At 57.2% G+C, this 26,091-nt stretch carries 29 protein-coding genes; 12 read left to right on the top strand and 17 right to left on the bottom strand.

The genetic code is table 11. From position 1 onward, the window contains the following. Positions 1–131: 131 nt before the first annotated feature. From flhB to KI792_04030, 6 genes are all read right to left on the bottom strand, one after another. The gene (gene flhB / locus KI792_04055) at positions 132–1,292 is read right to left on the bottom strand and encodes a flagellar biosynthesis protein FlhB (protein MBV6632192.1); all 1,161 of its coding nucleotides are present in this window, start codon (positions 1,290–1,292) and stop codon (positions 132–134) included. A gap of 61 nt (positions 1,293–1,353) precedes the next feature. Then, positions 1,354–2,127 carry a flagellar type III secretion system protein FliR gene (fliR, locus tag KI792_04050; protein ID MBV6632191.1) on the bottom strand — a complete coding sequence of 258 codons (774 nt, stop codon included), beginning with the start codon at positions 2,125–2,127 and terminating at the stop codon, positions 1,354–1,356. A gap of 15 nt (positions 2,128–2,142) precedes the next feature. Then, positions 2,143–2,412 (bottom strand): flagellar biosynthesis protein FliQ, encoded by a 270-nt coding sequence (gene fliQ, locus KI792_04045; GenBank protein MBV6632190.1) that lies wholly within the window; start codon positions 2,410–2,412, stop codon positions 2,143–2,145. A 124-nt stretch (positions 2,413–2,536) separates the two neighbouring features. Continuing rightward, positions 2,537–2,878, bottom strand: coding sequence for a flagellar hook-basal body complex protein FliE (locus KI792_04040; protein ID MBV6632189.1), 342 nt, complete (start codon positions 2,876–2,878; stop codon positions 2,537–2,539). A 122-nt stretch (positions 2,879–3,000) separates the two neighbouring features. Then, a complete protein-coding gene (gene flgC / locus KI792_04035; protein ID MBV6632188.1) occupies positions 3,001–3,411 on the bottom strand; it encodes a flagellar basal body rod protein FlgC in 411 nt (136 codons plus the stop codon). 59 nt (positions 3,412–3,470) lie between these two features. Then, the gene (locus KI792_04030; GenBank protein ID MBV6632187.1) at positions 3,471–3,869 is read right to left on the bottom strand and encodes a flagellar basal body rod protein FlgB; all 399 of its coding nucleotides are present in this window, start codon (positions 3,867–3,869) and stop codon (positions 3,471–3,473) included. A 158-nt stretch (positions 3,870–4,027) separates the two neighbouring features. On the opposite strand from KI792_04030, the gene KI792_04025 reads away from it, so the two are divergent. The 3 genes from KI792_04025 to fliP all read left to right on the top strand — a co-directional run bounded on the left by KI792_04025 (position 4,028) and on the right by fliP (position 5,868). Further along, entirely contained in the window at positions 4,028–4,522 is a 495-nt protein-coding gene (locus KI792_04025; protein MBV6632186.1) for an EscU/YscU/HrcU family type III secretion system export apparatus switch protein, read from the top strand. Between the two features lie 120 nt (positions 4,523–4,642). After that, positions 4,643–5,020 carry a flagellar biosynthetic protein FliO gene (locus KI792_04020; GenBank protein ID MBV6632185.1) on the top strand — a complete coding sequence of 126 codons (378 nt, stop codon included), beginning with the start codon at positions 4,643–4,645 and terminating at the stop codon, positions 5,018–5,020. A 2-nt stretch (positions 5,021–5,022) separates the two neighbouring features. Then, the gene (gene fliP, locus KI792_04015) at positions 5,023–5,868 is read left to right on the top strand and encodes a flagellar type III secretion system pore protein FliP (GenBank protein ID MBV6632184.1); all 846 of its coding nucleotides are present in this window, start codon (positions 5,023–5,025) and stop codon (positions 5,866–5,868) included. A gap of 29 nt (positions 5,869–5,897) precedes the next feature. Here the strand turns inward: fliP and KI792_04010 are convergent, their stop codons facing one another. From KI792_04010 to KI792_03970, 9 genes are all read right to left on the bottom strand, one after another. Beyond that, a complete protein-coding gene (locus KI792_04010) occupies positions 5,898–9,293 on the bottom strand; it encodes a tetratricopeptide repeat protein (protein MBV6632183.1) in 3,396 nt (1,131 codons plus the stop codon). Between the two features lie 91 nt (positions 9,294–9,384). Further along, on the bottom strand, positions 9,385–10,110 hold the full coding sequence (locus KI792_04005) for a flagellar motor protein MotB (GenBank protein ID MBV6632182.1): 726 nt from the start codon (positions 10,108–10,110) through the stop codon (positions 9,385–9,387). A 53-nt stretch (positions 10,111–10,163) separates the two neighbouring features. Then, a complete protein-coding gene (locus tag KI792_04000) occupies positions 10,164–10,871 on the bottom strand; it encodes a hypothetical protein (GenBank protein ID MBV6632181.1) in 708 nt (235 codons plus the stop codon). Between the two features lie 4 nt (positions 10,872–10,875). After that, positions 10,876–11,583: a protein phosphatase CheZ gene (locus tag KI792_03995; GenBank protein ID MBV6632180.1), complete on the bottom strand. Its 708-nt coding sequence runs from the start codon at positions 11,581–11,583 to the stop codon at positions 10,876–10,878. Positions 11,584–11,818: 235 nt separating this feature from the next. Then, positions 11,819–12,205, bottom strand: a complete 387-nt coding sequence (locus KI792_03990) for a response regulator (protein ID MBV6632179.1) — start codon at positions 12,203–12,205, stop codon at positions 11,819–11,821. Between the two features lie 255 nt (positions 12,206–12,460). Beyond that, positions 12,461–13,135, bottom strand: coding sequence for a hypothetical protein (locus tag KI792_03985; protein ID MBV6632178.1), 675 nt, complete (start codon positions 13,133–13,135; stop codon positions 12,461–12,463). 158 nt (positions 13,136–13,293) lie between these two features. Then, positions 13,294–13,872, bottom strand: coding sequence for a hypothetical protein (locus KI792_03980; GenBank protein MBV6632177.1), 579 nt, complete (start codon positions 13,870–13,872; stop codon positions 13,294–13,296). Positions 13,873–14,088: 216 nt separating this feature from the next. Beyond that, the gene (gene fliM / locus KI792_03975) at positions 14,089–15,150 is read right to left on the bottom strand and encodes a flagellar motor switch protein FliM (GenBank protein ID MBV6632176.1); all 1,062 of its coding nucleotides are present in this window, start codon (positions 15,148–15,150) and stop codon (positions 14,089–14,091) included. Between the two features lie 111 nt (positions 15,151–15,261). Beyond that, a complete protein-coding gene (locus tag KI792_03970; protein MBV6632175.1) occupies positions 15,262–15,792 on the bottom strand; it encodes a flagellar basal body-associated FliL family protein in 531 nt (176 codons plus the stop codon). A 596-nt stretch (positions 15,793–16,388) separates the two neighbouring features. Here KI792_03970 and KI792_03965 point away from each other — a divergent pair. The 4 genes from KI792_03965 to KI792_03950 all read left to right on the top strand — a co-directional run bounded on the left by KI792_03965 (position 16,389) and on the right by KI792_03950 (position 19,830). Continuing rightward, a complete protein-coding gene (locus KI792_03965) occupies positions 16,389–17,132 on the top strand; it encodes a flagellar hook basal-body protein (GenBank protein ID MBV6632174.1) in 744 nt (247 codons plus the stop codon). Between the two features lie 58 nt (positions 17,133–17,190). Beyond that, positions 17,191–17,976, top strand: a complete 786-nt coding sequence (flgG, locus tag KI792_03960; GenBank protein ID MBV6632173.1) for a flagellar basal-body rod protein FlgG — start codon at positions 17,191–17,193, stop codon at positions 17,974–17,976. A gap of 28 nt (positions 17,977–18,004) precedes the next feature. Further along, positions 18,005–18,970 carry a flagellar basal body P-ring formation protein FlgA gene (gene flgA / locus KI792_03955; protein ID MBV6632172.1) on the top strand — a complete coding sequence of 322 codons (966 nt, stop codon included), beginning with the start codon at positions 18,005–18,007 and terminating at the stop codon, positions 18,968–18,970. 92 nt (positions 18,971–19,062) lie between these two features. Further along, positions 19,063–19,830, top strand: coding sequence for a flagellar basal body L-ring protein FlgH (locus KI792_03950; GenBank protein ID MBV6632171.1), 768 nt, complete (start codon positions 19,063–19,065; stop codon positions 19,828–19,830). A 200-nt stretch (positions 19,831–20,030) separates the two neighbouring features. On the opposite strand, the gene dksA is transcribed toward KI792_03950, so the two are convergent. Both dksA and KI792_03940 read right to left on the bottom strand, forming a co-directional pair. Next, a complete protein-coding gene (gene dksA, locus KI792_03945; protein MBV6632170.1) occupies positions 20,031–20,477 on the bottom strand; it encodes an RNA polymerase-binding protein DksA in 447 nt (148 codons plus the stop codon). 175 nt (positions 20,478–20,652) lie between these two features. Further along, positions 20,653–21,105, bottom strand: a complete 453-nt coding sequence (locus KI792_03940; GenBank protein MBV6632169.1) for a flagellar assembly protein FliX — start codon at positions 21,103–21,105, stop codon at positions 20,653–20,655. Between the two features lie 235 nt (positions 21,106–21,340). Here KI792_03940 and KI792_03935 point away from each other — a divergent pair, with 235 nt between their 5' ends. From KI792_03935 to KI792_03915, 5 genes are all read left to right on the top strand, one after another. Further along, a complete protein-coding gene (locus KI792_03935; GenBank protein ID MBV6632168.1) occupies positions 21,341–22,480 on the top strand; it encodes a flagellar basal body P-ring protein FlgI in 1,140 nt (379 codons plus the stop codon). A 65-nt stretch (positions 22,481–22,545) separates the two neighbouring features. Beyond that, positions 22,546–22,902 carry a rod-binding protein gene (locus KI792_03930; GenBank protein MBV6632167.1) on the top strand — a complete coding sequence of 119 codons (357 nt, stop codon included), beginning with the start codon at positions 22,546–22,548 and terminating at the stop codon, positions 22,900–22,902. Between the two features lie 75 nt (positions 22,903–22,977). Next, on the top strand, positions 22,978–23,466 hold the full coding sequence (locus KI792_03925) for a hypothetical protein (GenBank protein MBV6632166.1): 489 nt from the start codon (positions 22,978–22,980) through the stop codon (positions 23,464–23,466). Between the two features lie 134 nt (positions 23,467–23,600). After that, on the top strand, positions 23,601–25,184 hold the full coding sequence (locus KI792_03920; GenBank protein MBV6632165.1) for a flagellar hook-length control protein FliK: 1,584 nt from the start codon (positions 23,601–23,603) through the stop codon (positions 25,182–25,184). 38 nt (positions 25,185–25,222) lie between these two features. Then, complete coding sequence (locus tag KI792_03915; protein ID MBV6632164.1) at positions 25,223–26,062, top strand: hypothetical protein; 840 nt, start codon at positions 25,223–25,225, stop codon at positions 26,060–26,062. Positions 26,063–26,091 lie beyond the last annotated feature (29 nt).

Raw genomic sequence — 26,091 nt, 5'->3', positions numbered from 1 at the left:
ATCCGTCCCTCCGGTTCTGGCACAGGTGGCGTGAAGGCTGCAATCGCCCTGAAACTGTGAGGAGGTTTGTACCATATTTGTTCTCATTGTCAATTTAGAATGAGAACATTTTAGAACATTGGATAGGAACGCTAGCCGACAGTGGCGGTTGCCCGATCAACAAGTTCGCTGCCTTCTGGCGGTCTGGCTGGGCCACCAGCACCGGCCGCAACCGCTTGCCCACCAACGGTTTTCCGCTTCAGCTGGAAGACATAAGAGATGATCTCTGCCACGGCCTGATAATGCTCTGGCTGGATCAGATCATCGATCTCATAGGCAGCATGGAGGGTCCGGGCGAGTGTTGGGTTTTCGACCACCGGTACCTCATGTTCAAAAGCGAGGTCACGGATTCGTAACGCCACCGCATCTTGCCCCTTGGCGACCACCTGCGGGGCTTCCATATCGGTACCGTCATAGGCGAGTGCGATCGCATAGTGGGTCGGGTTCGTAATAACCACATCGGCCTGAGGCACCGCGGTCATCATGCGTTGGCGGGAGCGCTCAACCCGCAGCTTACGAAGCCTGGCCTTAATCTGGGGATCACCCTCGGCCTGCTTCATCTCATCCTTCACCTCATTCTTGGTCATCCGCATCTTTTTGGTGAATTCATAGCGCTGATAAAGCGTATCGATCAGGGCGATAATGGCCATGACAAACAGGGCCCCGCCAGCAACCTTAAGCGCGAAGATATAGACGGCGGCCAGCGCCTCACCGATCGTGATGCCGGTATAGGCCGAGAACGTCTCCATCACCGGCCACATGATGATGACGGCAACCAGGCCGATCACCGCAATCTTGACGATCCCCTTCAACAGTTCAACGAACTGCGAGAGGGAGAACATGCGCTTAACCCCTTTGATCAGACTGATCTTTGAGAGCTTTGGCGCCATGGGCTCGACGGTAAACAAAAGACCAAACTGCATCGGCCCAGAGATCAGGGCGAAGATGACAAACATGGCAAGCGGCAGCGAGAGCGCGATCAGCACATCGGTGACCAGTTCCGAGAGGATGTCCCCCACTGACGCATCATCAATCGTCAGCGTATGGGCCTGCTGGAAGACTGAGCCGATGAGCTCATAGATCGAGTTGATCGAGAACGGCGCAAAGGTCAGCAGAAACAGCGCACCGCCCAGCAAGATCATGAAGTGGTTAACCTCTTGAGAGCGCGCGACCTCACCTTTCCGGCGGCTATCGCGCAACCGTTTCTCGGTCGGTTCTTCAGTCTTGGTTTCCGGATCCTGTTCGTCCGACATACCATCTCACTCTTGGCGCCTTCCCCTTCGCCTCGCGATCAGTCGCCAGGCAAATCATCGGTCAGGGGCCGTTTAGGAACATAGCCACTTCATTGTCAGCATAGGTCAGCCAGACCATCATGATGGCGCTGACACCCAGTAACAGCATGATGATACCACCCAATTGCTGAATCGGCAGGGCGACAAAGAAAATCTGCATCTGCGGCATGACCCGGGCCACTACGCCCAGGGAAAGGAAGAATAGCAGGGTGATGATAATGAATGGCGCCGCCAACTGGGCACCGAGTGCAAAACTATCCATGGTCTTACGCCGGACCAGATCAGCCATATCGCCAACCGGCAGCGGCGCACCTGGCTCAAACACATTGTAGGTGTCGGCCAGGGCCATAAACATCAGATGGTGCAAATCACTGGTGAATAGAAGCGTCAGGCCCGTGGTCGCCAGCATCGCGGCCGGCAGGGATGACTGCGAGTTAAACATCGGGTTGAAGAGGAACGCATTCGCCAAGCCAATGTTAAGGGCAATAATCTGCCCGGTGACCTCAAGTGAAGTCAGGACCAACCGCATGACGGTCCCGAACAGCGCGCCAATGATGATCTCTGAGAAGATCAGAATGGCCAGCATGTCCACGGTTTGTGGTTGTGGCGGCAGGCGATCCTGCAAAACTGGGGTCAGGATCAAGGCAATCGCGAGGGCGAGCAGCAAGCGCACCCGTGCCGGAACGGTGGTATCGCCAAGCCCCGGGATTAGAAAGATCGCGGCACCAAAGCGGACAAAGATCAGCATGAAGGCAAACAAGCTGCCCGAAATAATCTGATCGAGTATCTCCAGCATGGGCGGCCCCTTGCCCTACCCGCCCAATGAAATGATGCGATCAGCGATGACCTGCATAAAGGTCTGCATCACCGCAACGATAAAGGGGCCGAGGAACAGCAGGCTAATAAACACCGCGAAAATCTTCGGCACGAAGGTCAGGGTAACTTCCTGGATCTGCGTCAATGCCTGGAACAAGGCAATGGTGAGGCCGACCACCAGTGATACGAGCATGATTGGGCCCGAGACCTGAAGCAGCACGGTCAGCGCCTCGGTAAGCGCATCAATGACGTCGGATGATTCCATGGATGTGCCTCGTAATGGTCAATCGGACGGTACGGTGATGATCGCATCACCTCGCCACAAGGGGTATCACGTGGCACCAAGCCGGGCCAAATATCAGCCCCAGATATGATGAGGCCCAAACAGCCTACATCGGCATCCGCAGAATTTCTTGATAGGCGCTAATCATCCGGTCACGGATGGAAACCACGGCTTGCAGGGTAACCTCGGCATTATTGACCGCCATCACCACATCGGTGACATCAGCCTGCCCGATGACGGCCGCGGCACTCATCCGCTCGCCCTGACGCATAGTTTCGACGGCCTGAGTCGCACCGCTGCGAACTAAGTCACCAAAGGTTGGGGGCGCCACATCACCCTGGATGCCTGGCGCCTGCGGGCCATTGTTTTGGTTTTCATCTGGCCCTTGAACAAAGCGTCTGGACGCTGCGTTATAGGCGTTTAGGGCTGATTCAAAACTTATCGCCATTCTAGCTCATCCCGTCTTGGGCCGTATTGGCCAATCTGGCCTGTTTGGTGCCCTTCATATATGGGCAAGTTCTACCCGGTCGCTTTTTGCTTAACCGTTAATTCAAGTGAGCCACAAATCCCTTAGCGGCGCAACAGATCGACCGTGGAGTTGATCATACCGCGGCTCATTTCGATCATGCTGAGATTAGCCTCATAGGAGCGCTGGGCTTCCCGCATATCGGCCATCTCAACCAGCGTATTCACATTTGGCCGCAGCACATAACCTTGCTGGTCAGCGGCCGGATGCTGAGGGTCATAAACCCGCGGCAATGGGGAGAAGTCCTTGCGAATACGGTCAATTTCGACCCGGTCGGTCATGCTGGCACGATCCAACTCGTTCCGGAAGGTGATGGTCTTCCGGCGGTATGGCAGCTCATCCGGGGTGGAGCCGGTGGTGTTCGCATTGGCCACGTTCTCAGTGATCACCCGCATGCGCGTGCCTTGTGCTCGAAGGCCGCTTGCTGCGATGTCCATTGCGTTCTTGAGTTCCATCTTAACTCTCCCACTTTCCGGCCCTTAATCCAGACCGGCAATAAAATCCCAGTTAGCGATTAGGCGCCGGAGGTCCGGAGGGCCATGCGCATCATGCTGACTTGCTTCTCGTAGATACGGCTCATCAGCGTATGGTCCATTTGGGTTTGGTTACCCTTGATGATCTGCTCTTCCATCACGACGCCGTTGCCATCAGGTGCACTCTCATAATGCAGGCGCTGCTCTGGGTCGCGGAATGGCCGCGGAGAGCCCAGTGTGCCTTCCATATGCTTGGCGCTAGTGGCGGTTAGGGTCATCTGATGGCGACCAACGGTTTCTTCGAAAGTGAAGGGACGCAGGTCGCGCGGCACGTAATGCGGGGTGTTGGCGTTCGCGATATTCTCAGAGATCACGCGCTGCCGTTGAGAGAGATAGTGCATCTTCTCATTGAGCGCCCGGTGCAGTGTCAGTGATGACATGTCCATGGTGTTAATCCCTTGAAAACGGCTATTCCAGCCAATCCAAACTTATCTTGGCCCTGTACATGCATGGACCGTGCCAAACCCAATATCTGATTGCCTGGGACAGCCACTGGGCACAGAATGGGTAAGCAACCGGCAGAACCACCGGCGGGACCATGACGGATCAAAAGCAGATAGCGGGCCAAAAGCAGCAGAAGGACGTAACCCTCGCTGGCGGCACCAAGCCAGAGGACGGCGACGGTAAAACCGCTGTCGCGCTCAGCTATGAGATTGGCGGCGAGAATCTGCCTAAGGTTGTGGCCACGGGTCGTGGGCAGTTGGCAGAGGACATTGTGCGCCTCGCCTTTGATGCCGGCGTTAAGGTGCGTGAGGACGCGGACCTTGCCCAGCTGCTGGTGACCCTGGATCTGGATACTGAGATCCCAACTGAAGCTATGGAAGCCGTCGCTGAGATCCTCGCCTATGTCTATAAGGCCAACGGCAAGATGGCAGAGATGAAGGAAGCGGCCGACGCGCTCAACGCGGCCGAAGCAGCACGAGAGGCTGCCGGCGAATCCGAGGCCGATCCGGTCGATCAGGGGCGCCGAAACCTAGCACAGAAGGTTGATAGAGCTGCCCGCCCGGATAAACCGGGCGAGACAAGCGCCTGATCTTTAACATTCATCCCCAAAGATGTGATCGGCCTGCCTTGCCCCGCTGGCCTGGATCATGCTTGATCGATGCAATGCGGCGCGGATTGCGCCCCCATTAGATCAGGCCTGTAGCAGTCCATGGATATCGTTGATTACACCCGATACATCGCCGCCTTGGTGTTTGTGATCGCGGCTATTTTGAGCCTGTCCTACCTGCTGCGCCGACTGGGTGGTGGCCGCTTTGGCATGGTGTCTGTCGCCAAGTCTGAACGACGCCTGAAACTGCTTGAGATCATGCCTTTGGATGCCCGGCGCCGGCTGGTGCTGATTGGCCATGACGACCGGGAACATCTGATCCTACTTGGTCATGAACGGGATCTCGTAGTTGAGGTTGGGCACGCCCCCAACCCCATGGGCAGTGGACCGGCCAAGGCCGCCTCAAAGGGCAGCAAAGCAACCAAGTCACGCTACATCCCAGCGTCCCAAAGCGCTGATGACAATCGAGATGAGGGTTAATGATGGCCAATCGCCAAGCTAGTAACGTGAAATCTCGCCCCGATACGACGCGTTGGTATCAAAACCCAGCCCTGCGCACTGCATTTCGGCAGCTGGCAATATCACTGGTTGCCACAATCGTTGCCGGCGGCCTTCTTACCTGGACCGCGGGGATTGCAGAGGCGCAGCAGCTCAATCTCGACTTTGGCGAGGGTGGCAGCAGCACCTCACGTATCATTCAGTTGCTGGCGCTGCTGACCGTTATCTCATTGGCGCCCTCTATCTTGGTGATGATGACATCCTTCACTAGGATTGTTGTAGTTCTCTCATTCTTACGGAACGCCATGGGTGCGCAGCAAACGCCGCCCAACAACGTCCTAATTAGCCTGGCGCTGTTCCTGACCCTATTCATCATGGCCCCAACCTTCGAGGCCGCCTATCAGGCAGGCATCGTGCCGCTGATCAACCAAGAGATCTCAGAGGCTGAAGCGTTTCAGCGGACCATGGTGCCGATGAAGCAGTTCATGCTGGCCAACACCCGCGATCAGGATATCAGCCTGTTCCTCGATATCGGCCAGGTTGAACCACCAGAGAACAGCGTCGACACCCCGCTTCAGGTCGTGATCCCTGCCTTTATGATCTCTGAGCTACGCAGGGCCTTTGAGATTGGGTTCCTGCTGTTCTTGCCATTCCTAGTGATTGATATGGCTGTAGCATCCGTCCTGATGTCGATGGGCATGATGATGCTGCCACCGATCATGGTGTCGCTGCCGTTTAAGATCATCTTTTTTGTGCTTGTGGATGGCTGGTATTTGGTTGCTGGCTCGCTGGTTCAGAGCTTCAACCAACCGGTCTTAGGCGGCGGATAACCGCCGCCCCTCTTCCCGCATCAATCGGCTTAGTTGGTCGGCACTTCCGCCGTCTGATCAACCTGCCCTGCCCGCGCATCCAGGTTATCGTCCATAACCGCTGCTTCGTCTTGAATGCGGCTATAGCTGCCTAGGAATTCGCTGAACAGATCAACCTCGCTGACCTGACTTTGCAGCGTGTCTAGGTCGGCCAATAGCACGCCACTGCCTTGGCGGGTCACGACCCGGAACGCATCGGCAAGCGGGCTAAGGGCCATCGCGTCACCATAGGTCTCACGCAGGCGGTTCAGGCCGGGTTGTTGATTGGCCAGGGCCAAGGCAACAGCCGAGTTCATGACCAGCTGTGCGTCACCAGGGGCCAGCGGTAGCCCAGTTTCAGGCGCTGGAGGCAGCAAGCCGTTTAATGCGCTGGCCGCAACTGACCAGCGATTGAAACGCCAGCCAATATCAGCACGCAGACGATCAGCCGCTGCGGTAGACAAGCCGCTAATACTGGCCAAGGCTTGATCAGGTTCACCCATCTGCTGATAAGCGCGACCTGCAAGCAGGGTCCGCTCCTCGATCAGATTAACCGGTAGGCTTTCGCTAACATCACTGATCTCTAACGCCTCAAGCGCCAGTTCAGGCAGATCATCAAGTAGGCGGACACCGGCAAGGCGGGCACCAAGCCGGGCGCGCTCAAGGCCAGTTACCCGGAACTCAACTTGCTGCTGCAGGATCTCGCCCGCCTCTCCCAGCAAATCGACCTCAATCAGTCGCTCCGCTAGGCGTTGAATGACCTTGTCACCGGTTTCACCAATTGGGTTCAGTTCCCGGAACTCGTCAAACAGGCCATAAGCCTGAACTGGCGATAACTCATCACTATCACCATCAACAAATAGACGGCGGAAAGCTTGGGCCATATCACCGGTCAAAACCTGTGACTGTTGGCTGCCTGGGAAGTAACCGGCAGACCGGCGCAGCAGTTCAAAGCCGGCAAAATAGCTGCCGGTATCGAGATAAAGGGTGCCAAGACGGCGCAAGATGGCTAGCTCGAGCGTATCGCCACGCCAAGCAAAGCGAAGCTGCTCGAGGATCTCGATAGCCTCTTCAGGCGCCATGGCACCAGTGGCAAGGCCTGCCTCGATCAGGCCGTACTGGGCCTTCACACGGTACAGCTGGTCGGTGCCACTGTCGGCAACCTGCTGCCAGAGCGCTTGTCCAGCCTCCACCTCACCTTGCCGCTGAAGGATATCACCACGTAGGAAGTTGATAGCGCTGCGGTTAACCCGAACCAGCTGCCCGCGTCGGTCCAGATCATCAACAATAGCCTGGGCTGCATCAATCTCACCGATGAACAGCAGCGATTCTGCCATCAGCCCCGCAACCTCGCGGTACAAGCCACTCGGGTACTCGAGCACCAGATCACCGGAACGGGCGAACTCTTGGCCAGCCTCAGTCCAGCGCCCCAATCGAGCCAGGGCTAGACCACGCCAAAGCGCGGCTTCCGGATGGATCTCAAGCGCTTGAATATTGAGGTCGTTTAAGGCACGGCGACCACCGCCTTCCAGCGCCGTCGCAGCACCGCGCAAGGCTAAGACTTCAGGTTGCTCAGACAGGTTTGGCGACGCCTCGATTGCGAGCCTAATTAAGCCGCGCGCCTCAGCGCCAAAACCATGGGCAAAATACAGCCGGGCTAGATCGATGTAACCGGCGGCCCGATCTTCAGGGTTCTGTGCTGCGGTCTGTTCTTGAAGCCGAGAGCGGCTGATATCGAATGCCGCAATCGGACCGCGTTGCCAGGTCGTGATATCAAAGAGGCGCAGGCCATCCACAGTTTCTGGCGCATTGGGCGCTGCGGCCAGCAGGGCCTGACGATCAGCAGAAAGCAGTAGGCCGTCTGGTGCCTGAACCTTAACCGTTTCAGTACCAGCATCAACCACCAGCTCATTAATCAGCGGGCGGATCACGACACCCTGTACAGCTGGTAGGAACTCAAGCTGTGGCAGCCGGCGCGCCTCACGAACGGCACGACCGGGCTCCAACGCTGGGACCAAAACCAGGCGATCCCCGATGGTTGGGTCGATCATCTCAATGGTTTGGCCAGTTACCTCAATGCCCACACTCAGACGCTTACCGGCGGAAACATCTGTTCCTTCGATCTCAATCCGTGCGGTGGGGGACGGTGTAACCGTTGGTGACAGCGCGATCTCCCAGACCTGCCCCTCACGCTTAACCCGCGGGTGCAGTCCTGGTGGCAGAGGAAAGCGATAGGCGGTACCGCCCTCAACAGCGTAGACATCAGCGCGGCGAAGCTGCCCCGCCGCAGGTCCTTGAACCAACGGGGCCACACTCATCCCCGTTGCGGGGAACACGGCCCAAAGCGCGTCTGCCCTGGTGAAGACAACCGCCCCAACAGGTACATTCGGGTCAATTCGGATCACCGTGACAGCGCTATCGGCAGCATCCTCGCCGTCAGCAGCCTCAATTGTGCCATCCGTCACCTCAATGAGGTCGATGGTGGCATCGGCAGCGATAATGGCGGCGCCGATATCATCGCCATCATTAACGGCTGTCGCGGTAACAGTCTCGATATCGGTCTCAGGCGATGCAACGACGGCGCTATCCGCATCTAGGACCGGTTCGGCGCCAGCAACCGCGGTCGCCGTCTCTGCTGGCGGTTGTGGCGTCACTACGACCGGCTGTTGAGTTGCAGGCGGCGCCTCTGGAACTGGTGGTGGTGCAACTGGCTCAACGGCGGCCTCCACCTGGGCGGAGGTTTGCTCTGCGACCCGTTCGCTGCTCGCGACAATGTCGAGAACAACCTTCTGCTCAAGACGGAAATCACGAAGCTCGCTGCCCTCGGGCACCGTCATTGTTAAGGCAAGGCCATTGGCCCCGCCCACATCCCGGATGGTTTCACCAAAGCTGAGGCGCATAAACCGAACCGCCGCCAAATCGGCACGGCCGGGGGCATCAAAGCTGATGGTGACCTGATCACCTTGCCGGTCGATTGAGTAATCAACTGCCTGTTCCCAATCGAAGACAAAGCGATCGAACTCGGCATGCTTACCAGCACGCACGGTGATTGTTGGAACGGCGGTCGTTCCAGACTCTGTAGCCTGGGCCACCTGCCCAACATTTATTTCTATAGGGTTGAGTGCCTGGCTAATATCAGCATCAGAAAGCAGCGGGGCTCCATCAAACACGCCCTGATTCGCATTGGCACCAGACGCTGCATCGAGCAGATTAAAGGGCGCATCACTGGCCGGAACACCATCAACACTCTGGGCGAAAACAGAGGGGCCGACCACGATCGCACCGACGGCCAAGGCAACCGCAATACTGGTCCCCTTAAGCCAGGAAAACGGCGCAGAAGCCCGCGGCGCGCAAGGCGGCGGGCTGGATTGAACACTGTCTGTCTTAGTGGTCATCGGGTCAGCCATGGGGCTAGTTCTACGCATCCATGCGGCATAATACGAGCCGCGATTGCACTCAATAAGGCGAACCCTAAAGATCGGAACGATCTAAGGGTACCTATTGAGTAGCCTCTGGATCGATGACGATATCAACCCGCCTAGCCAATCGATAGCGCTCTGTCTGTGGCAGGGTGGCCGGTAGGTCACCATATCGACCGTCGCCCATGCCTGCGATGACCATATCCTCCCGATATCCGCCAGATCGCAAGAACCTGCCCACAGTGACAGCCCTCGCCAGGGACAGCTCCCAATTCGATGGATAGGCACCAGAACGGAGTGGAGTCGGGTCGGCATGTCCAAACAAACGCACCTGATTCTCAATCCCAGACAGCATCTGTGCGATTGGCTGAACCGCCGAACGCCCCTCTTGGGTTAACTCGGCGCTGGACGCTTCAAACAGGGTGTCGCCAGGCAATGACAGGACCAGCTGATCCTCCGTCCGGTTCAAAATGATGTCCGGCGCATCTGCTGCTTCATCCAACTTCTGCCGAAGCAGTGAGACCAGGTAATCAAGATTGGCCGCTTGCGGAATATCGAGCACGGTGACGTTGCGTTCGGCATCAGGACGCGGTGAGAGCTCCTCTTCCTCAACCACCGGCTGATCGGTTTGCGTTAGGGCAGAGACAACCTCTTGCCAGGTGTCTTCATCCGGGACGGACATCGCAAACAGCATCACAAAGAAGGTCAGCATCAAGCAGACCAAATCAGTGAAGGTAACCATCCAGGCGGGGGCATCCCCCGCTGGGGTTGCCGTCAATTGGGCGCTATTGGCATCCGCACGCATGAATCTCACTTCCGGTCACAGGCCTCTATTCTATCGGGCGGCAGCCTTTGAGGCTACTCTGACGCTGCCTGTTCAGCAGAAGTTGATGTCGAGTTGACCACCGGCACAACAACTGGTGCGTCATCCGGACGGAACTCAAAGAAGAAATGCACCTCATTCCGAAGCCGTTGGCGCACACCGACCGAAATCGAGGAAGCTGGCGCATTAAGGGCGGTTAGACCGCGGGCGAAACGCCCGGCGCGGCGCACGGCAAGGTCACGGTCACCTGCACTGCGTCCTAGTGGGATCACCATATCAAGATAATAGCCGCCATTGTCAGCTGGACGGGTTAGAGCTTCAGAGACCCGACCTAAGAGGCCAGCTGCTTCGATACGGATATCACTGCTGCCAGGGTCAAACAGACCGTCTTCGGGCACAGCAATGACCATGCTGTCCCCCTGCTTCACCACCCGGACGCGGGTAAACTGCAGCTCGTCCCGGAACACCTTGTCGACCACTTCAAAGAAGTCTTCGCGGGCAATCTGGCTACCATCGCGGTTCGTTACTGCCTCATCAGCCAAGAGTAGCTCAGGTTCAACCTCGAAAACCTCATCAAGGCTAAACAGCACCTGATCAATCTTCTCAGATTCAAATTTTGAGATGGCGACCAACAGAATGAAGAAGGCCAACAACAGCAGGAACAGCGCCAGCGCCATAACAGTGGCGGTGCCACCGCTACCACCGGCTTCTTCACCGCCAGACGGGTCGTCGGCAAGGGACATGACGTTAGTTGTCTAGATCTGCGAGAAGCTTATCGATCGCGTCTTGATCGATTGCTGAGCCAGGCAAGGCAGGACCATTGAGGAGTTTCATCCGCTCATGATCATCAAGCTCAGCCTCTTCACTGACTGGCTCACTTTGCGGGGTCGGCAGCGGCGCGTTCCCAAACACATCCAGAAGCTCGTCAATGCGGGTCTCTAGATGCTTCAGCGTGCGAACCACTTTTGAGATGCGCTGCCCAGTGATGTCCTGGAAGTTGCAGCTCTCATAGATTTTGGTGACGCCCTCAACGACACCCTCTCGGGCCTCGCCTTCTGGGATTTTCGGCACCACCTGCTCAATGCCCTCACAAGCATCAAGAATGGAACCGGTCGCATTCTCAGTTGCTTGAACAACAGCATCCAATTCATCAGATGCGTTAGCAATGTCAGTCATCTGCCGTTCAACCGGCTGAATGGCTGCAATCTCAAGCTTGGCGGCTTTGATGTATTGGGCAATCGCGTCGAGCTCGGAATAGAGCTTCACGTTACTGGCGCGAAGATCACCATCCATGGAGCCGATCACATTGGAAACAATCGCCGCGACATCGTCACGGGTAAGTGGCTGACTGGCCTGACGGTGTGCTTCGATGATTTTCTCGGGCAGTGGGCGGCCATCAGCTGAGCGACGAGTGCCGTCACCACCTAGCCCACCTGTTGCGTCGTGATCTGTCATCTATCGAATTACTCCAGGCTGATAAGGGTCAGGCCTGCCTCTCTCAAAGACCAGCCAAACACCACAGCCACTACCAGCGTATTGAGCGCCCCCGCGTTTAGCGCCTATCAAACCAACTTATAAAACCAGACGCTCGCGCATCCGTTATCAAATACACTGCCACTTTTTCGCCACAAAGACAATTCGCGGCAATGGCGGGCAAAAAAGAACCAGCGTTTGAGGCCAATGGCGACTTTTAGAAGCCGCCAAAAACCGCACTGATTTTTTGTTTCAACGTCTCTGCGTTGAACGGCTTAACGATATAGTTGGTCACGCCGGCTGCTTTAGCCGCGACCACGTTTTCAGTCTTACTCTCAGCCGTAATCATAATGAACGGCGTCTTCGAGAGACGATTATCAGCACGCACCTCTTTCAACAGCTGCAGACCGGTCATGGGCTCCATATTCCAATCGGAAATGATCAACCCATAGTCCTTATCGCGCAGCTTAGTCAGTGCGGTCGCCCCATCAGAGGCCTCATCAATCTGCTGAAAGCCGATTTGTTTCAACAAGTTACTAATGATGCGAAGCATCGTTTTGTAGTCGTCGACAACCAGAATTGGCATATTCAAGTCAATAGCCATTCATAAACTCCATCACGCCGGTCCCCTCATTACCCCTGCATTCCATAATGCAGACATTGGTTTAGCAGCTTGTTTAAAAGCGCGTAACCACGTCAGTTCATCATAGTTTGTCGGCGATTTGAAAGCGGTACCCAGTTTGGATCACCCAAGACACAGCTATGAAGCCTACCGCCGACGCATTCAAAGTCCAGAAAAAGTCCCTACTGGACGTTAATTCGAGTCGGAAAATCGATACCCGGTGTCCTCAATCCAACACTATTGGACCTCGATCGCGTCGGGAAGACGACGCCGATCAGCAAGCTGCAGGGTCACGTCTTTCGCCCGGTTAGGCTGCATTTCCGCCAAAATTGCGGCAGAGCGCACCTGCTTCATCCGCACGACCACATCTAGCAACACGTCCATGTCGAGGCTATCGAAGATTCGTGCCGCGTCTTTTGGTTTCATGCTCTCATAAATCGCAACCAGATTGGCCAGCTGGGCTTCCTGTTGCTCTGAGTGCTGATCAAGCAGCTGTGAAATCTGATCACGGAGCGCGGTCAGCTCGGTCAGCTTTTCCTCAAAACGGGCCTCGGCTGCATCTAGCAGGGCAGCCCGCTGGTCGAGCCCACGTTCGCGATCGTTCAACGCCTGGCGACGCTCGGACAGTTCTTGCAGCAGACGCAGCTCAGAGCGGGTTAGCTCACGTTGCTCTGGATCGAACCAGAGGTCTTCCTCAGCTGCGTCAGCGCCATCAGCCGTGGCCGCAACCTGATCAGACATTGTGTCAGCATCAGCCTGGGCAACTTGTTCGAAACCCGCCTCACCGCCAGCGGCAGTCTCTTCATCACCATCCGCAGCACGGGCCTGGGACAGGGTCACCACAGCGTTGAAATCTAGCGGGTCACGGGACAGGCTCTCGCCAGTCACCACATCAGCCACACGCGCGCCCATCACGACAAAACACATGATGACCAGTATGGGCAGCAATCTGATTGAGGGAACCATCGTCCTACTGTGCCTTTTGCTTTTTAAAACCGTGGCGGTTGTTAGCTTCTCTAATCCACCAGATGCGGTGGCCTCTTGAGAGACCAGCACAAATCATACCAATTCTATCGCATGTTCTGCAGGGCCTTAAGCAGCTCCTGCTCGGCGCGGCTTCGTCCCTCGCCACGGCCAGCCTTGCCATCACCACCGGTGCTGTCCCCGCCTTCATCGGCGGCTGCCGCTTCAATTGATCCAGGTGCTGGGGCATCAGGATCAAGGGGTTGTGGTTTTGCCGGGGCCTGGTTCGCAGCAAGCGGCGGTGGTGAGCTTGGTGCGACCGACTGGGTCGCAGGCACGTCACCATAGTTCGGCAGCTCTCGCCCACCCTCGACCACGGCTTCGAGCCGCTCGGCGAGGCCGTTGCCGCTCTCAATCATGAGCTTCAACTCATCCGTCAGAAGCTGCGCACGCTTTGTGTCACCATCGAGCTTCTGGGAGGTCTCCCCCGCCGCCTTATGGAAGTTGCGGATGGCGAGCTCGGCTTTCGCAGATGCTTCAAAGAATTGCTTGATGGACGCATCCATCTCTTTCCGGGCTTCGCGCAGCACCGTCAGCTTGCGTGACAGGCGCGCAGCTTGAACGATCACGGCGATCAAAAGGCCGATAATGGTGACGTCCAGAATGAGGCTAAGGATATTGCCCATGCGTTTTGCTTCCCCTGGCCCCTGCCACCACAAACAAATGGCGTTTAAAGCAGTTGCCCGATGCCGACGTTACCGTCGCTTGGCCGTCGCGCCCACACGCTGACGACATGTTGTTATTTGGCTCAAAGCCGGTGCAACGCAAGATTAGAGGCACCGGCCTGTAAAGTCACGGTTACAGCCCGCCCCATATCATGGCAGAGGCAAGCTGCTAAGCCGTTAATCAATCAGATCATCATCTGTATCATGCTCGATACGAACCGCGATCTTGCCATTCTTCTGGCCCATGCGAGCGAGGAACATTGTCCGTTCACCACATCGCAGGTCAATTAGATGCTCTGGCCCATTTGGCAGCACGATCTGCGTACCAGGGGTCCAGTTCAGCAAACTGTTCAACCGGACGGTCATCTCACCAAGGACCGCCTGTAGATCGATATCGGTCTGGTAAAGCTGTCCCGCCAAGTGCTCCTCCCAGATGGAGTCACGACCGAACTTCTCACCCATGAACATCTGCAGCAGCAGCTCACGAATTGGCTCTAGGGTCGCGTAAGGCAGCATCAGCTCCATACGGCCGCCGCGGTCTTCCATATCAATACGGAACTTCGCCAGGACGCCGGCATTCGCGGGTCGGGCAATCGCGGCAAATCGTGGGTTAGTCTCAAGACGGTCAAACCGGAAGGTGACCGGAGACAGTGGATCGAACGCAGCGGAGATATCCGCCAGCACCACATGGACCATGCGCTCAACAAGATTGCGCTCAATCGTGGTGTAAGGGCGACCCTCAATCCGCATTGCGGCGGTGCCACGGCGACCGCCAAGCAAGACGTCAACGATCGAATAGATCAGCGCACTGTCGATAACCAACAGGCCGTAATTGTCCCACTCCTCCGCTTGGAACACGGCAAGCATTGCCGGGAGCGGGATGGAATTCAGATAATCACCAAAGCGAACCGAGGTGATCTGGTCAAAGCTGACCTCAACGTTGTCGGAGGTAAAATTCCGCAAGCTAGTGGAGAGCAACCGGACAACCCGGTCGAACACCACCTCAAGCATGGGTAGACGTTCGTAGTTAACGAGCGCGGAGTTAACGAGCGCCTTAACGCCTGACGTCTCAGAGTCGTCGTCCTGATCCTGGTCAAAGCCAAGAAGACTGTCGATTTCGTCCTGGTTGAGGACCCGCGTGGGCGCCTCGCCATCACCGAACTCGTCGTCACCCTCCGCCAGCGCGGCCCATTCTGCCGCGAGGCGCTCCTCTTCGCTCATGCCATCGACGTCACTCATGGCCTTCTTACCCCTCAATACCTTCAACCGCGCCAATCAACGGCGCAGCGCTTCTAGGCATAGCTATGCAGTTTTCGTACCGTTTTGCCCAAACCCCTCAAAAAAGCGGGATTACTGGATCAAAATTTCCCGGAACAGCACGTTACGCACCCGCGCTGGGAAAGCAGCCTGACTCACCCGGCTGAGCAGCTCAGTCCGCAGGCGATAGACACCGGCTGACCCCTGCAGATCCTCAACGCGCAACTCACGCAGATAGGTTTGGAACTCATCGCGCACCCGCGGCATCAACTGCTGCACACGGTTCAGGTCAGACTGCCGCTCGAGCTCAAGGCTGATGCTCATCTTCAGAAAACGCGGCTGCCGCCCCTCGGTGTTGAGGTTGACCAACATGTCTTCCAGATCGAGGAAAAACGCACCGGCACTGGCAGCGCCCTCACCCTCGCCCTCACCTTCCGCCTCAGCGGTCTGGGCTGGCGGTGGAGCCGTGCCAAGTAGGCCATCAAGCATGCCGGTGAAGTAAAGCCCACCACCGGCACCAAGCAGCAGAATGATCGGCACTAATATAAGGAGTAGGATCCGCTTACCGCCGAGGCGCGTCCGGCTGAGCTCTTCAACCTCATCCGCGCCGCCATCTTCCTCCATCGTCAAATCAGACATCGATTATTCCTGTGCTTCATCGTTAGGGGCGCCAGCAACGACACCTATTCGCGTTACCGGCAATCCGCCTCCGGATGGATAACGATAACCAATGCATGGCCATCATAGCCGACCGAGGACTGCCACGGCGTTAACCTACCGCAAGTTAACTTATGCGACAAAAGTCCCGGCCCATTAAAACAGCGTCAAGTGATCGCGAATTGAGGATGAGTTGCCAGGATCGGAAGCGTGACACTGGCGCGACATGCAAAACAGCTAGGCCCATACCAACAAACGGCATCATGAGGCATCGATCCAACCAGGCCGCAACCTGCCCACCAGGACCAATCGGGCTAGGAAAAACTGTCGACACCCTTGGCGGCAAAATCTTCACGCCCCGATAAATTCATTCCAAAACAAAAGCTTAGCGCCGCCCAAGAGTTTGGCACGCATCCTGCTTTGTACCCAGCGACCAGTCCCGTCTGGCGTCGGTGAGAACATCGATAGCGCAGTCAGATTGGTCTGGGACNAAACTCTTACCGGCCAGCGAGCGCCGCAACTTTAGGAACAGCGGCACCGATTGCCCGGCAGGATGGGAAGCGATGGAAAACACAATTTATATCGCCTTATCGAATCAAGTGGCCACGCAGCGGCGTATGAATATCTTGGCCAACAATCTGGCGAATCTGAACACCCCCGGCTTTAAGGCTGACCGCCCCCTCTTCCTCGAATTTGTCGAGAAGCTGGACGGTCAGGAGTTCCGAGACATTAACCAGCGGCGCATGTCCCTGGTTTCTGACTACGGCACCTTTACCGATTTCGAACAGGGCACCATGAACCAAACCGGCGGCCCGCTCGACATGGCCGTTAAGGGGCCCGGCTTCTTTGCCGTAGATATTGGTGGTGGCGCCCTTGCCTACACCCGCAACGGCAGCTTCCAGCTAGATCTGGATGGTCGCATTGTAACCGGCGCCGGCAACCCGGTGATGGATGTGAACAACAACGAGCTAGTTGTTCCAGATGGCGATGTCGAAGTCGTTGTCGCGAATGACGGCACCATTTCGACGGAGAACGGTGTCATCGGCCAGGTCAAAATTGCCCAATTCGAAAATGAGCAATTCATGGACCCGTTAGGCAATGGCCTGCGGACCACCGACCAGCCCGAACTTGAGAATGATGGCAGTGAAGTCCTTCAAGGCATGATTGAAGGCTCAAACGTTAATGCCATCACAGGCATCACCAGCCTAATCGAAGTTAGCCAAGCCTATAGCCGGTCCAACCGGATGGGGCAGCAGGAGCATGAACGGATTGGCCGCGCCATCCGTAAGCTCAGCGGCACGCAATAGGCTTTCAACCGATGAAGAATTTTAAGGCTCTAGCGCCTAGCAAAGAGGAGTAACCCAGATGCAAGCGCTTAATACGGCAGCCACCGGCATGTCAGCCCAACAGCTGAATGTTGAGGTGATTGCGAACAACATTGCCAACATCACCACCTCTGGCTTTAAGCGCCAGCGTGCAGAGTTTGGCGACCTTCTCTATCTTAACGTCCGCCGCCCTGGTGCGACCTCCTCTGATATTGGCACGGTGGTTCCATCCGGCGTCCAGATCGGTGTTGGTACCCGGGCCCAGGCGGTCTATCGGATCCAGACCCAAGGTCAGCTGCAGTTCACCGAGAACCCACTCGACATCGCAATCGATGGTGAGGGCTTCTTCAACGTCGAACTGCCGAATGGTGAGACGGCCTACACCCGGGCTGGTGCCTTCGCCCTCAATGATGAAGGTGAGATCGTCACCCCTGACGGCTTCGTTGTTGAGCCTGGTGTGACGGTTCCCGACGACGCCATCGCCATCGACATCAACCGGAACGGTTCCGTCTTTGTGAAGTTGGATAACCAGGAAGATCTGGTTGAGGTCGGTCAGCTTCAGCTGTCGATCTTCGTCAACCCGAACGGCCTTGAGGCCATCGGTGACAACTTCTTCCTCGTCACGGAAGCATCCGGCGACGCCATTGACGGCTTTGCTGGTGATATCGGCTTCGGCACCATCGAACAGGGCGCGCTTGAGAGCTCAAACGTCGATGTGGTGAACGAAATTACCGACATGATCACCGCCCAGCGGGCCTATGAGATGAACTCAAAAGTCATCCAGACCGTGGACGAGATGTTCAACGTTCTGAACCAGGTCGGCTAAGCGAAAACACGGCTCTAGGGGTTAAATCATGATCATCCGACGCTGCACAAAATTGCTGGTTAAGGCGACGATCGTCCTCACCGTTATTGGCGGGGTGCTGTTTACCAGCATCGCCAGTGACGCGGCCGATTTGCGCCGGCAGTCGGTGGTTGAGGCTGATTATGTAACCCTTGGTGACCTGTTCGATGGCCTTACCGCCGATCAGGCTGAGAAGAATGTTGCCCCCGCCCCTGCCCCCGGTCGCCGTGCGGTGTTCGACTACCGCACCCTGGGCCGCCTTGCCCGCGCCTACCGGGTGCAGTGGCAGGCGAGCTCAACCCTCGACCGGGTGGTGATCGAGCGTGTGGCCAATGTGATTGAGCATGCGGTGGTTGAGCGTCACCTGGTGAATGCCATCGCCGCCGATAGCCTGGTTGAAGCTGAGACGATCAGCGTCAATCTGGATAACCGCGCGGTCAGCATTTCACTGCCGGTTGATGTGCCACCAACCATGGCCGTTACCCGCCTGAACCATGACCCAATCTCGGGCCGGTTTACCGCGACCATCGTCGCGCCTGCCACCGGCTCACCTGAGTATGAGGGCACGGTGACGGGCCGCAGCATCGACATCGTTGCCGTGCCGGTTCTGACCGAACCAATGCGCCGTGGTGATGTTATCGCCGAGCATCAAGTTGAGATGATCAAGATCCCGTCTGAGCGGATCAACAGCGACATCCTGGTCGGCATGGCGGATCTGGTTGGCATGACGCCACGCCGGTCGATCAGCGCCAACACGCCAATCCGCGCCAGCGACCTACGGGAGCCGGTCCTGATTGAACGCGGCACGCCGGTGACCATCCGCCTGAATAAGGGGGGCATCGCCCTCACCGCCAAGGGCCGTGCCATGGATGATGCGGCACAAGGCCAGGGCCTGCGGGTGATGAATGTGACTAGCAACCGCATGGTCGATGCGGTGGCGATCACCGCCAACCTGGTTGAGGTCAACCTGCACTAATGAACTACCGGTCGCCTGAACCATGGCACCGGCGCGATTTGGGGACCGCGACTTAAGAAGACTGAGTTTTGTGAGGGGAAGTGGAGAGTAAGATGTTTGAGCGCATGAAGAGATATCAAAGCGTCGGCCGGATGGGCGCCATCATGGGCCTCGCGCTGATGACGGCAGCCTGTAACACGGTTGACCGCCTGCAGGATGTTGGCAAGGCACCCGAATTGGCGCCGATTACCGACCCGCAGCAAGTGGCTGGCTATCAGCCCGTCTCCCTGCCCATGCCGAACCCGGATGTGGTTGAGTATGAGCCAAACTCCCTATGGCGCAGCGGCGCCCGGGCCTTCTTCCGTGATCAACGGGCGAAGCGGGTTGGCGATATCCTGACCGTGGTGATCGAGATCGAGGATGAAGCCACCCTCGACAACAACACCAGCCGGAACCGTCAGAACAGCGAAGATGCCAACCTCTCAAACCTGTTGGGTTATGAGGCGGCGCTCGACGAAATCCTGCCTGAGGCCGTGGCCCCTGGCAGCCTGATCAACCTTGGCAGTAACTCAAGCAGCAGCGGTGGTGGCTCCATCGAGCGTGAGGAAGATATCCAACTGCAAGTTGCAGCCCTAATCACCCAGGTTCTGCCCAATGGCAATCTGGTGATCGAAGGCCGCCAACAGGTGCGGGTGAATTTCGAACTGCGTGAGCTGCAAGTCGCCGGCGTGATCCGGCCTGAGGACATCACCTCAGCCAACGAGATCACTTATGAGAAGATTGCGGAGGCTCGCCTCTCCTACGGTGGCCGCGGTCATATCTCCGACGTGCAACAACCGCGGTATGGCCAGCAGGTCTACGACATCCTGTTCCCGTTCTAAGAGCGGGTTAACAGACCAAGCCTGAAGAGGATTAAACGAACAGCATTCTATTCCCGTCTTTGAGACCCTTGCCCCAACCCCACATTGTGTTCGGGTCTCGTCCCCCTCACACCCCCACGGGAATAGCCGACGGCGGCGCGCATCAAAAGATGCCGCCGCCGTCCTGCTTTGGGTATCTCGGGTCTTAAACGGGAGCGAGTTTAGTCGTCGCGTTGGGTACGTTCTTTGCGCTCGTGCTGCTCTTGCGCTTCCAGGGTCATGGTCGCGATTGGGCGGGCCTCTAGGCGCTTGATCGAGATCGGCTCACCGGTCACTTCGCAGTAGCCGAATTCGTCTTCATCAATCCGCATCAGGGCCGCATCGATCTTGGAGATCAGCTTACGCTCACGGTCGCGGGTACGAAGCTCGAGAGCCCGGTCTGTTTCAGCCGAGGCGCGGTCTGCGATGTCGGGCTCTTGCAGGCCACCATCTTGCAGGCTGATCAGGGTCTCGCTTGAGTCCTTCACCAGCTCCGCTTTCCAGTCCAGCAGCCTCTGACGGAAATACTCGAGCATCACCGGGTTCATGAACTCCTCATCCTTGCTGGGCTGATAGCCCTCGGGGAGTGTCACCTTCTTATCGGCTTTTTTCGCTGCTGCATCGGCCATGGGGGATTTCCAATTCTCGCATCGTGTCCGGTTGGACCGGCTCAAAATTCGCCCGGAATATAGGCAGGAGTGTCGCAGACCGCAAGCCTGCACAATTCACAGAGAATTGTTAGCAAGCCCATGAATTTATTAAGGAAATGCGAATATGTCCGAGAGGACCATTGAAACCGGTGGATTAACCGCGGCCTTTCCGGGCCATCTCAAGCTTCGCCAGCTCAACCTGGGCACGCAGATCAATCTCATCCAACACGGCGGTGAGTTCGGGATCATCCGTCTCCTCCCGCGCGTCTTCAACGAAGTTGGTTAGCTGCTGCATCGTGCCCGCCGATACCCGGCCCAGCAGGATGTCATCGCGCAGTCCTTCTAAGGCGCCGAGGATCTTCTCCCCCCGCACTACGGCCTGATGCCTAGGCTTGCGGGCACCGTCTGGGTCGACCTGTTGAAGCGCCAGGATCGCATCAATACCGCCAACACCGGACACGCAGGATTGGGTCGCCGCACCGGCAACCGCCTCATCCTCCCCACCATCGATTAGGCGTGAGAAGCCAGCGCCGTCCGCGCTCTTCTTCGCCTTTCTGGTGGCGCCGGTGGTTACCGACCCGGTTTTGCCAATACGATCAACACTCATGGGCCTAACTATGGGCCTTCCTGGTCGGGGCTTAAAGGGGCAAAAACTGCCGGGGCTCAAGGGCTTATCCCCAATTCACACGAAACCAAGCCAACAAAGCCTGCAAATTCCAGCACTTGGCCCATCTGTGGATGACCGACGGGGCCTACGATACTTGGCACAAAATTCGCATTCCCGACCGCAGGGTGTGAGAAGGAGTGACGTGATGATCACGTTTTCGAAGATGAATAAGACGATGAAGCTTAGTTTTTACCGTGCCTTTTGCGTGGCCATCTCCCTTGGTTTGGCGATGACGAGCCTGCCCCTACAGGGTGCCAGCGCCCAGTCGCTGCAGTCTCGGGTGAAGGATATTGTCCGCTTTGAAGGCGTTCGGGAAAACTTACTCGTCGGTTATGGCCTTGTGGTTGGCCTGAACGGTACCGGTGACAGCCTGAACAGCGCGCCCTTCACCCAGGAGAGCCTGGTCAGCATGCTTGAGCGCCTAGGCGTGAACACCCGGGGCCTGACCGTTGATACGGATAACGTGGCCGCCGTAATGGTAACCGCCAGCCTTCCCCCCTTCGCCCGCCAGGGTGATCAGATTGACGTCCAAGTCTCTGCCCTCGCTGATGCGGAAGACCTGCTCGGCGGTACGCTTGTTGTGACCCCGCTGCTTGGTGCCGATGGCGAAGTCTACGCCGTTGCCCAGGGCCCTGTCGCCACCGCTGCAATTGTTGCCCAGGGTGATGCCGCCAGCGTGGTGCGCGGTGTCCCAACCTCTGGCCGTGTGCCAGGCGGCGCGATTGTAGAGCGTGAGATCGATTTTGAGCTGAACAGCCTGACCGAGATGACGCTGTCGCTTCGCAACCCAGATTTCACCACCTCACTGCGCATTGCTCAGACCATCAATGCCCGCCTTGGTAGTGCGTCAGCCTTCGCCAAGGACCCATCCTCGGTGGTGCTGCAGATCCCAGAGCAGTATAGCGGCGATGTGGTCTCCCTTATCGCGGATATTGAGAGCCTGCTGGTCTCCCCAGATCAGATTGCCCGGGTCGTGGTTGATGAAACATCTGGTGTCATCGTGATGGGTGCCAATGTGCGGATCAGCGAGGTGGCGATTGCCCAGGGTAATCTGACCATCCGGGTGACCGAGACACCCCAAGTATCGCAGCCAAACCCCTTCTCTGAAACCGGTGACACCGTTGTGGTGCCACGGACAGAGCTTGAGATTGATACGGAAGCTGAGAACCAGCTGACGGTCTTGGATGCTGGCGTCACCCTGCAGCAATTGGTTGAGGGTCTGAATGCCCTCGGTGTTGGCCCACGGGACATCATCACCATCCTGCAATCGATTAAAGCCGCCGGCGCCCTGCAAGCTGAGCTGGAGATCATCTAATGGATCCGCAGCAGCTTAACGTTAACCCGCTAGCGACCATTGGCCGGACGCAATCGCAGCAGGCGATGCATCAGCTGAATGCCGCCCGGGCCGCGATCAGTGAGGGTGGCAAAGGCGCTGCCGGTGCTGAAGGCAGCCAGGTTATAAATGGCCGCACCTACACTGCGGAAGAACTGGCCGGCATCGATAAGGTTGCCACCCAGTTTGAAGCGATGGTGCTGGGCCAAATGCTACAGCCGATGTTCGCTGGCATTAAAACTGATGAGAATTTCGGTGGTGGCTTTGCGGAAGATATGTATCGCGGCCTGATGGTGAGCGAGTACGGCAAAATGATCGCCGAAACCGGCGGCCTAGGCATTGCCGATGCGGTCAAACGCGAACTACTATCGGCCCAAGAAGTTCCCACCTTGCCGACCCGCTAGGGTCCCCGGAAACGGCCAAGTGAGCCAACCAGTTATGCCGGCCAGTTGAGCCGACCACGTGAGGCGATAAAAATCATGACCGATCAAAGCGATAAGCCGGCACAGACATCCCCTGCCGGTCGCCAATCTGTTCCGATTGAAACCCGGGTCGAAGATGCGATTGTCTTGATGGAAGATCTGACCGATCTCCTCGATGAGGAAACCGAAGCGGTCCAGAACCACGACTTCCAAAAATTCGCAGAGCTACAGGCCGATAAGGTCGACCTCGCGACTGAGTACCAATCCCTGATTAGCCGCCTGCAGAAGCGCCAGCTTGAGTTGAAAGACGTGGATGGCGAACTTCGAGAGACCCTGGTTGAAGTGGCTGAGCGTTTGAACGCGGCCATGGATGAGAATGAGCAGGCAATCGATGTTGCCCGCCGGGGCACCCGGTCGGTTATCGACACCATCGTTCAGTCAGTGCGCAAGGCCGTGTCGCCCAATGACGCCTACACCGAAGATGCCTCGATGAGTGAGCCATCCAAGAAGGTCAGCGGCGCCGTCAGCCTGGACGAAGAGCTCTAATTTTTGAGAGCTTTGTGGCGACCATTTTTCGCCTACAACCCCTTCTATTTTCAGCAAATTGTGACCTAGCCTGAAACTTGGCCCGTGACTTGCAACATAGGCATCAACGCCAGTGCTTTGCGAGGAAACCGGCAATGCAAGTTTTGGACAATCTACTCGACCTAATCGGGCCATCGCAGCAGTCAGCCATCCAAGCGACAGCTGCCAATGTTGGTGAGGAAGGCGAGCAACAGCTTGAAACTGAAGAGTTTCTCGCCCTGCTCTCGCAGCACCTATTGGCGCTGGGTACGATCAATGGAAAGCCCGCAACGACCGGTGACGGTGAACTTGGCGAGGCAGGCAAGATTGACGGTCTGGCGGAAATGTTTGCCGGATCCCAAGATCTGTCGGCGGAAATTTCCGCCCTTAATCAAAGCCTCAGCCACCGTGGCCTGCTTCAGGTTTCAACCGATGGCGAAGCTGGTGACCTGGGCCAACAGGTCAGCACGCTCCTCAATCAAATATTCCAGGATGCTCTAGAGCAGCCGATTGAGCAGCCCTTCGGTTTTACCCAGGAAGATTTAGACATCCTCCGCGCCATGGACCCGGCACAGCTGGCCCAGGACCTTGATGGCCTAAAGCAGCTGGCAACGGCGGTTACGCTTGAGAACGGCACGCCCCTCACGGAAGAAGAATTCCTATCAATCCTGCAGAGCGAACTAAGCCCTGCGCTTGGTGGCATTACCCTGGACGCTGATGTTGACGGGCTTGAGGATGATGAGGGCGAAGGTGAAGATCCATTACTGTCCCTTGGCGAAGATGAGGCCGAGGATGCAACAGAAGATAACGCTCTGGCTGCAACAGCTGCCAGCGCATCACAGCCGCAAGCAGATGATGCCGTGGATGTGGAAACCGTCGCCCGGCAACGGCTGGTGGCAGAAGATAACTTGCAAGACCGCAAGGCCGCTCGCGATGCCCGCCTAACGGCAACCCTGGGCAATGATAGCGATGGTGATGCAGAAGCATTTGCCGCCCCGAACGCAGCCACCCTGCCCGCCAATACGAATGGCGGCACAGGCAGTGGCCCCATTAATCTGGCAGCAACGGCACAGCTGGCCTCACTGAATGGCCCGGGCGGCCCAGCTGGACAGGGTGCTAATGGTCAATCTGGATCCGGCCGTGGCGGTGATAACCCCGGTGGCGGCCTGTTTGCTGCTGCTAATGCTGAGGAAGCGGCACAAGCTGCCACCACAACAACCCAGCAATCCACCAACCAGGCCAACTTCCAAAGCTTGGTTGCCAACACAACCCCATCACGCGCACCGATGAGCCCGGCAACCATGCAGGTAAGCCTGCAGGTCAGCCAAGCCGCCAAAGCCGGTCAGAGCCAGCTGCGCATTCAGCTGTCACCAGCTGAACTGGGCACCATCGATGTTGAGCTGAACTTTGATGGCGACGGCAACGTCACCGGCAAGCTGATTGCTGAGAAGGCGGAAACCCTCGACATGCTGCGCAATGACAGCCGCACGCTTGAGAAGGCGCTCCAAGATGCTGGCCTGACCTTGGGTAGTGACGGCCTGGAATTCTCTCTCCGCGATGGTGGAGAGGGCGATGCCAACCCTGAATTCGCTGGCAATGGCAGCGGTGGCGCAGGTGAAGGCGACGAAGACAACAGCGACGCTGCTGATTGGCAGCATGTCGACATCATCACAGAAGACCAAGTGGACGTGCAGGTCTAACGGCTAAAGCCGGACCTGGAAAAACGGAGTGACGCGTTATGTCTGATCCAATTACCCTCGTGCCAAACCAATCGGCACAAACCAGCCAAAGCGGCCAGATCTTCAGCCAGGCTGATTCTGACTCAGCGCAGCTGGCTCAAGATTTCGATGACTTCCTGCAGTTGCTGACCACGCAGCTACAGAACCAGGATCCGCTGGACCCAACGGATACTGAGACGTTCACGGATCAGATCACCCAGTTCAACCAGGTTGAGCAGCAGATCGGCACCAATGCCAAGTTGGACGATTTGATCGCCGCCACCCAAGGTAACGCCTTGCAGCAGGCGCTTGGATATGTCGGCCTCGACGTTAGCTTCGAAGGTCAGGAGTTCTATAACGCTGGCGCTGGCACCTCTAACCGCTTTGTCTATGACCTGAGTGGTGAGGTGGAAGATTTGACCCTGCGGGTTGTTAATGCCGATGGCGATACCGTCTACACACAGCAAGGCAGCGGCATTCCCGGCCTTCAGGTGATCGAATGGGACGGCATCGGTGATGATGGCCAATCGGTCGAACCCGGCAACTACACCCTTCAACTGGACATTGTTCCGAAGGAAGGCGCTGAGAACGTGAGTGTTGAGCTTGGCGTCAGCAGCCGGGTCACCGGGGTTGAAACCCGATCCGGCGAAATTTTCCTAGCGATGGGCGAATTGGTGGTCCCGCTGTCCCAGGTCTTCTCAGCTGAGTTGCCTGTCGGCACGACGAACACCGGCACAACCAGCGTAGATGGCCAGGTCCAAGATGACGCCGGTGACGATGTTTCCGGCGATAGCGGTGAGGAAACAGCCTCAGATTCTGACGGTAGCGATACCGCAGATGATGACACCACCACCGGCTAATCTGGCATCAGAAGCAGCATATCAACGAA

The organism is Alphaproteobacteria bacterium SS10 (assembly GCA_019192455.1).
In the GTDB taxonomy this organism is placed as follows: Bacteria; Pseudomonadota; Alphaproteobacteria; order TMED2; family TMED2; genus TMED2.
This window is presented reverse-complemented; position numbering and strand designations above follow the sequence as displayed.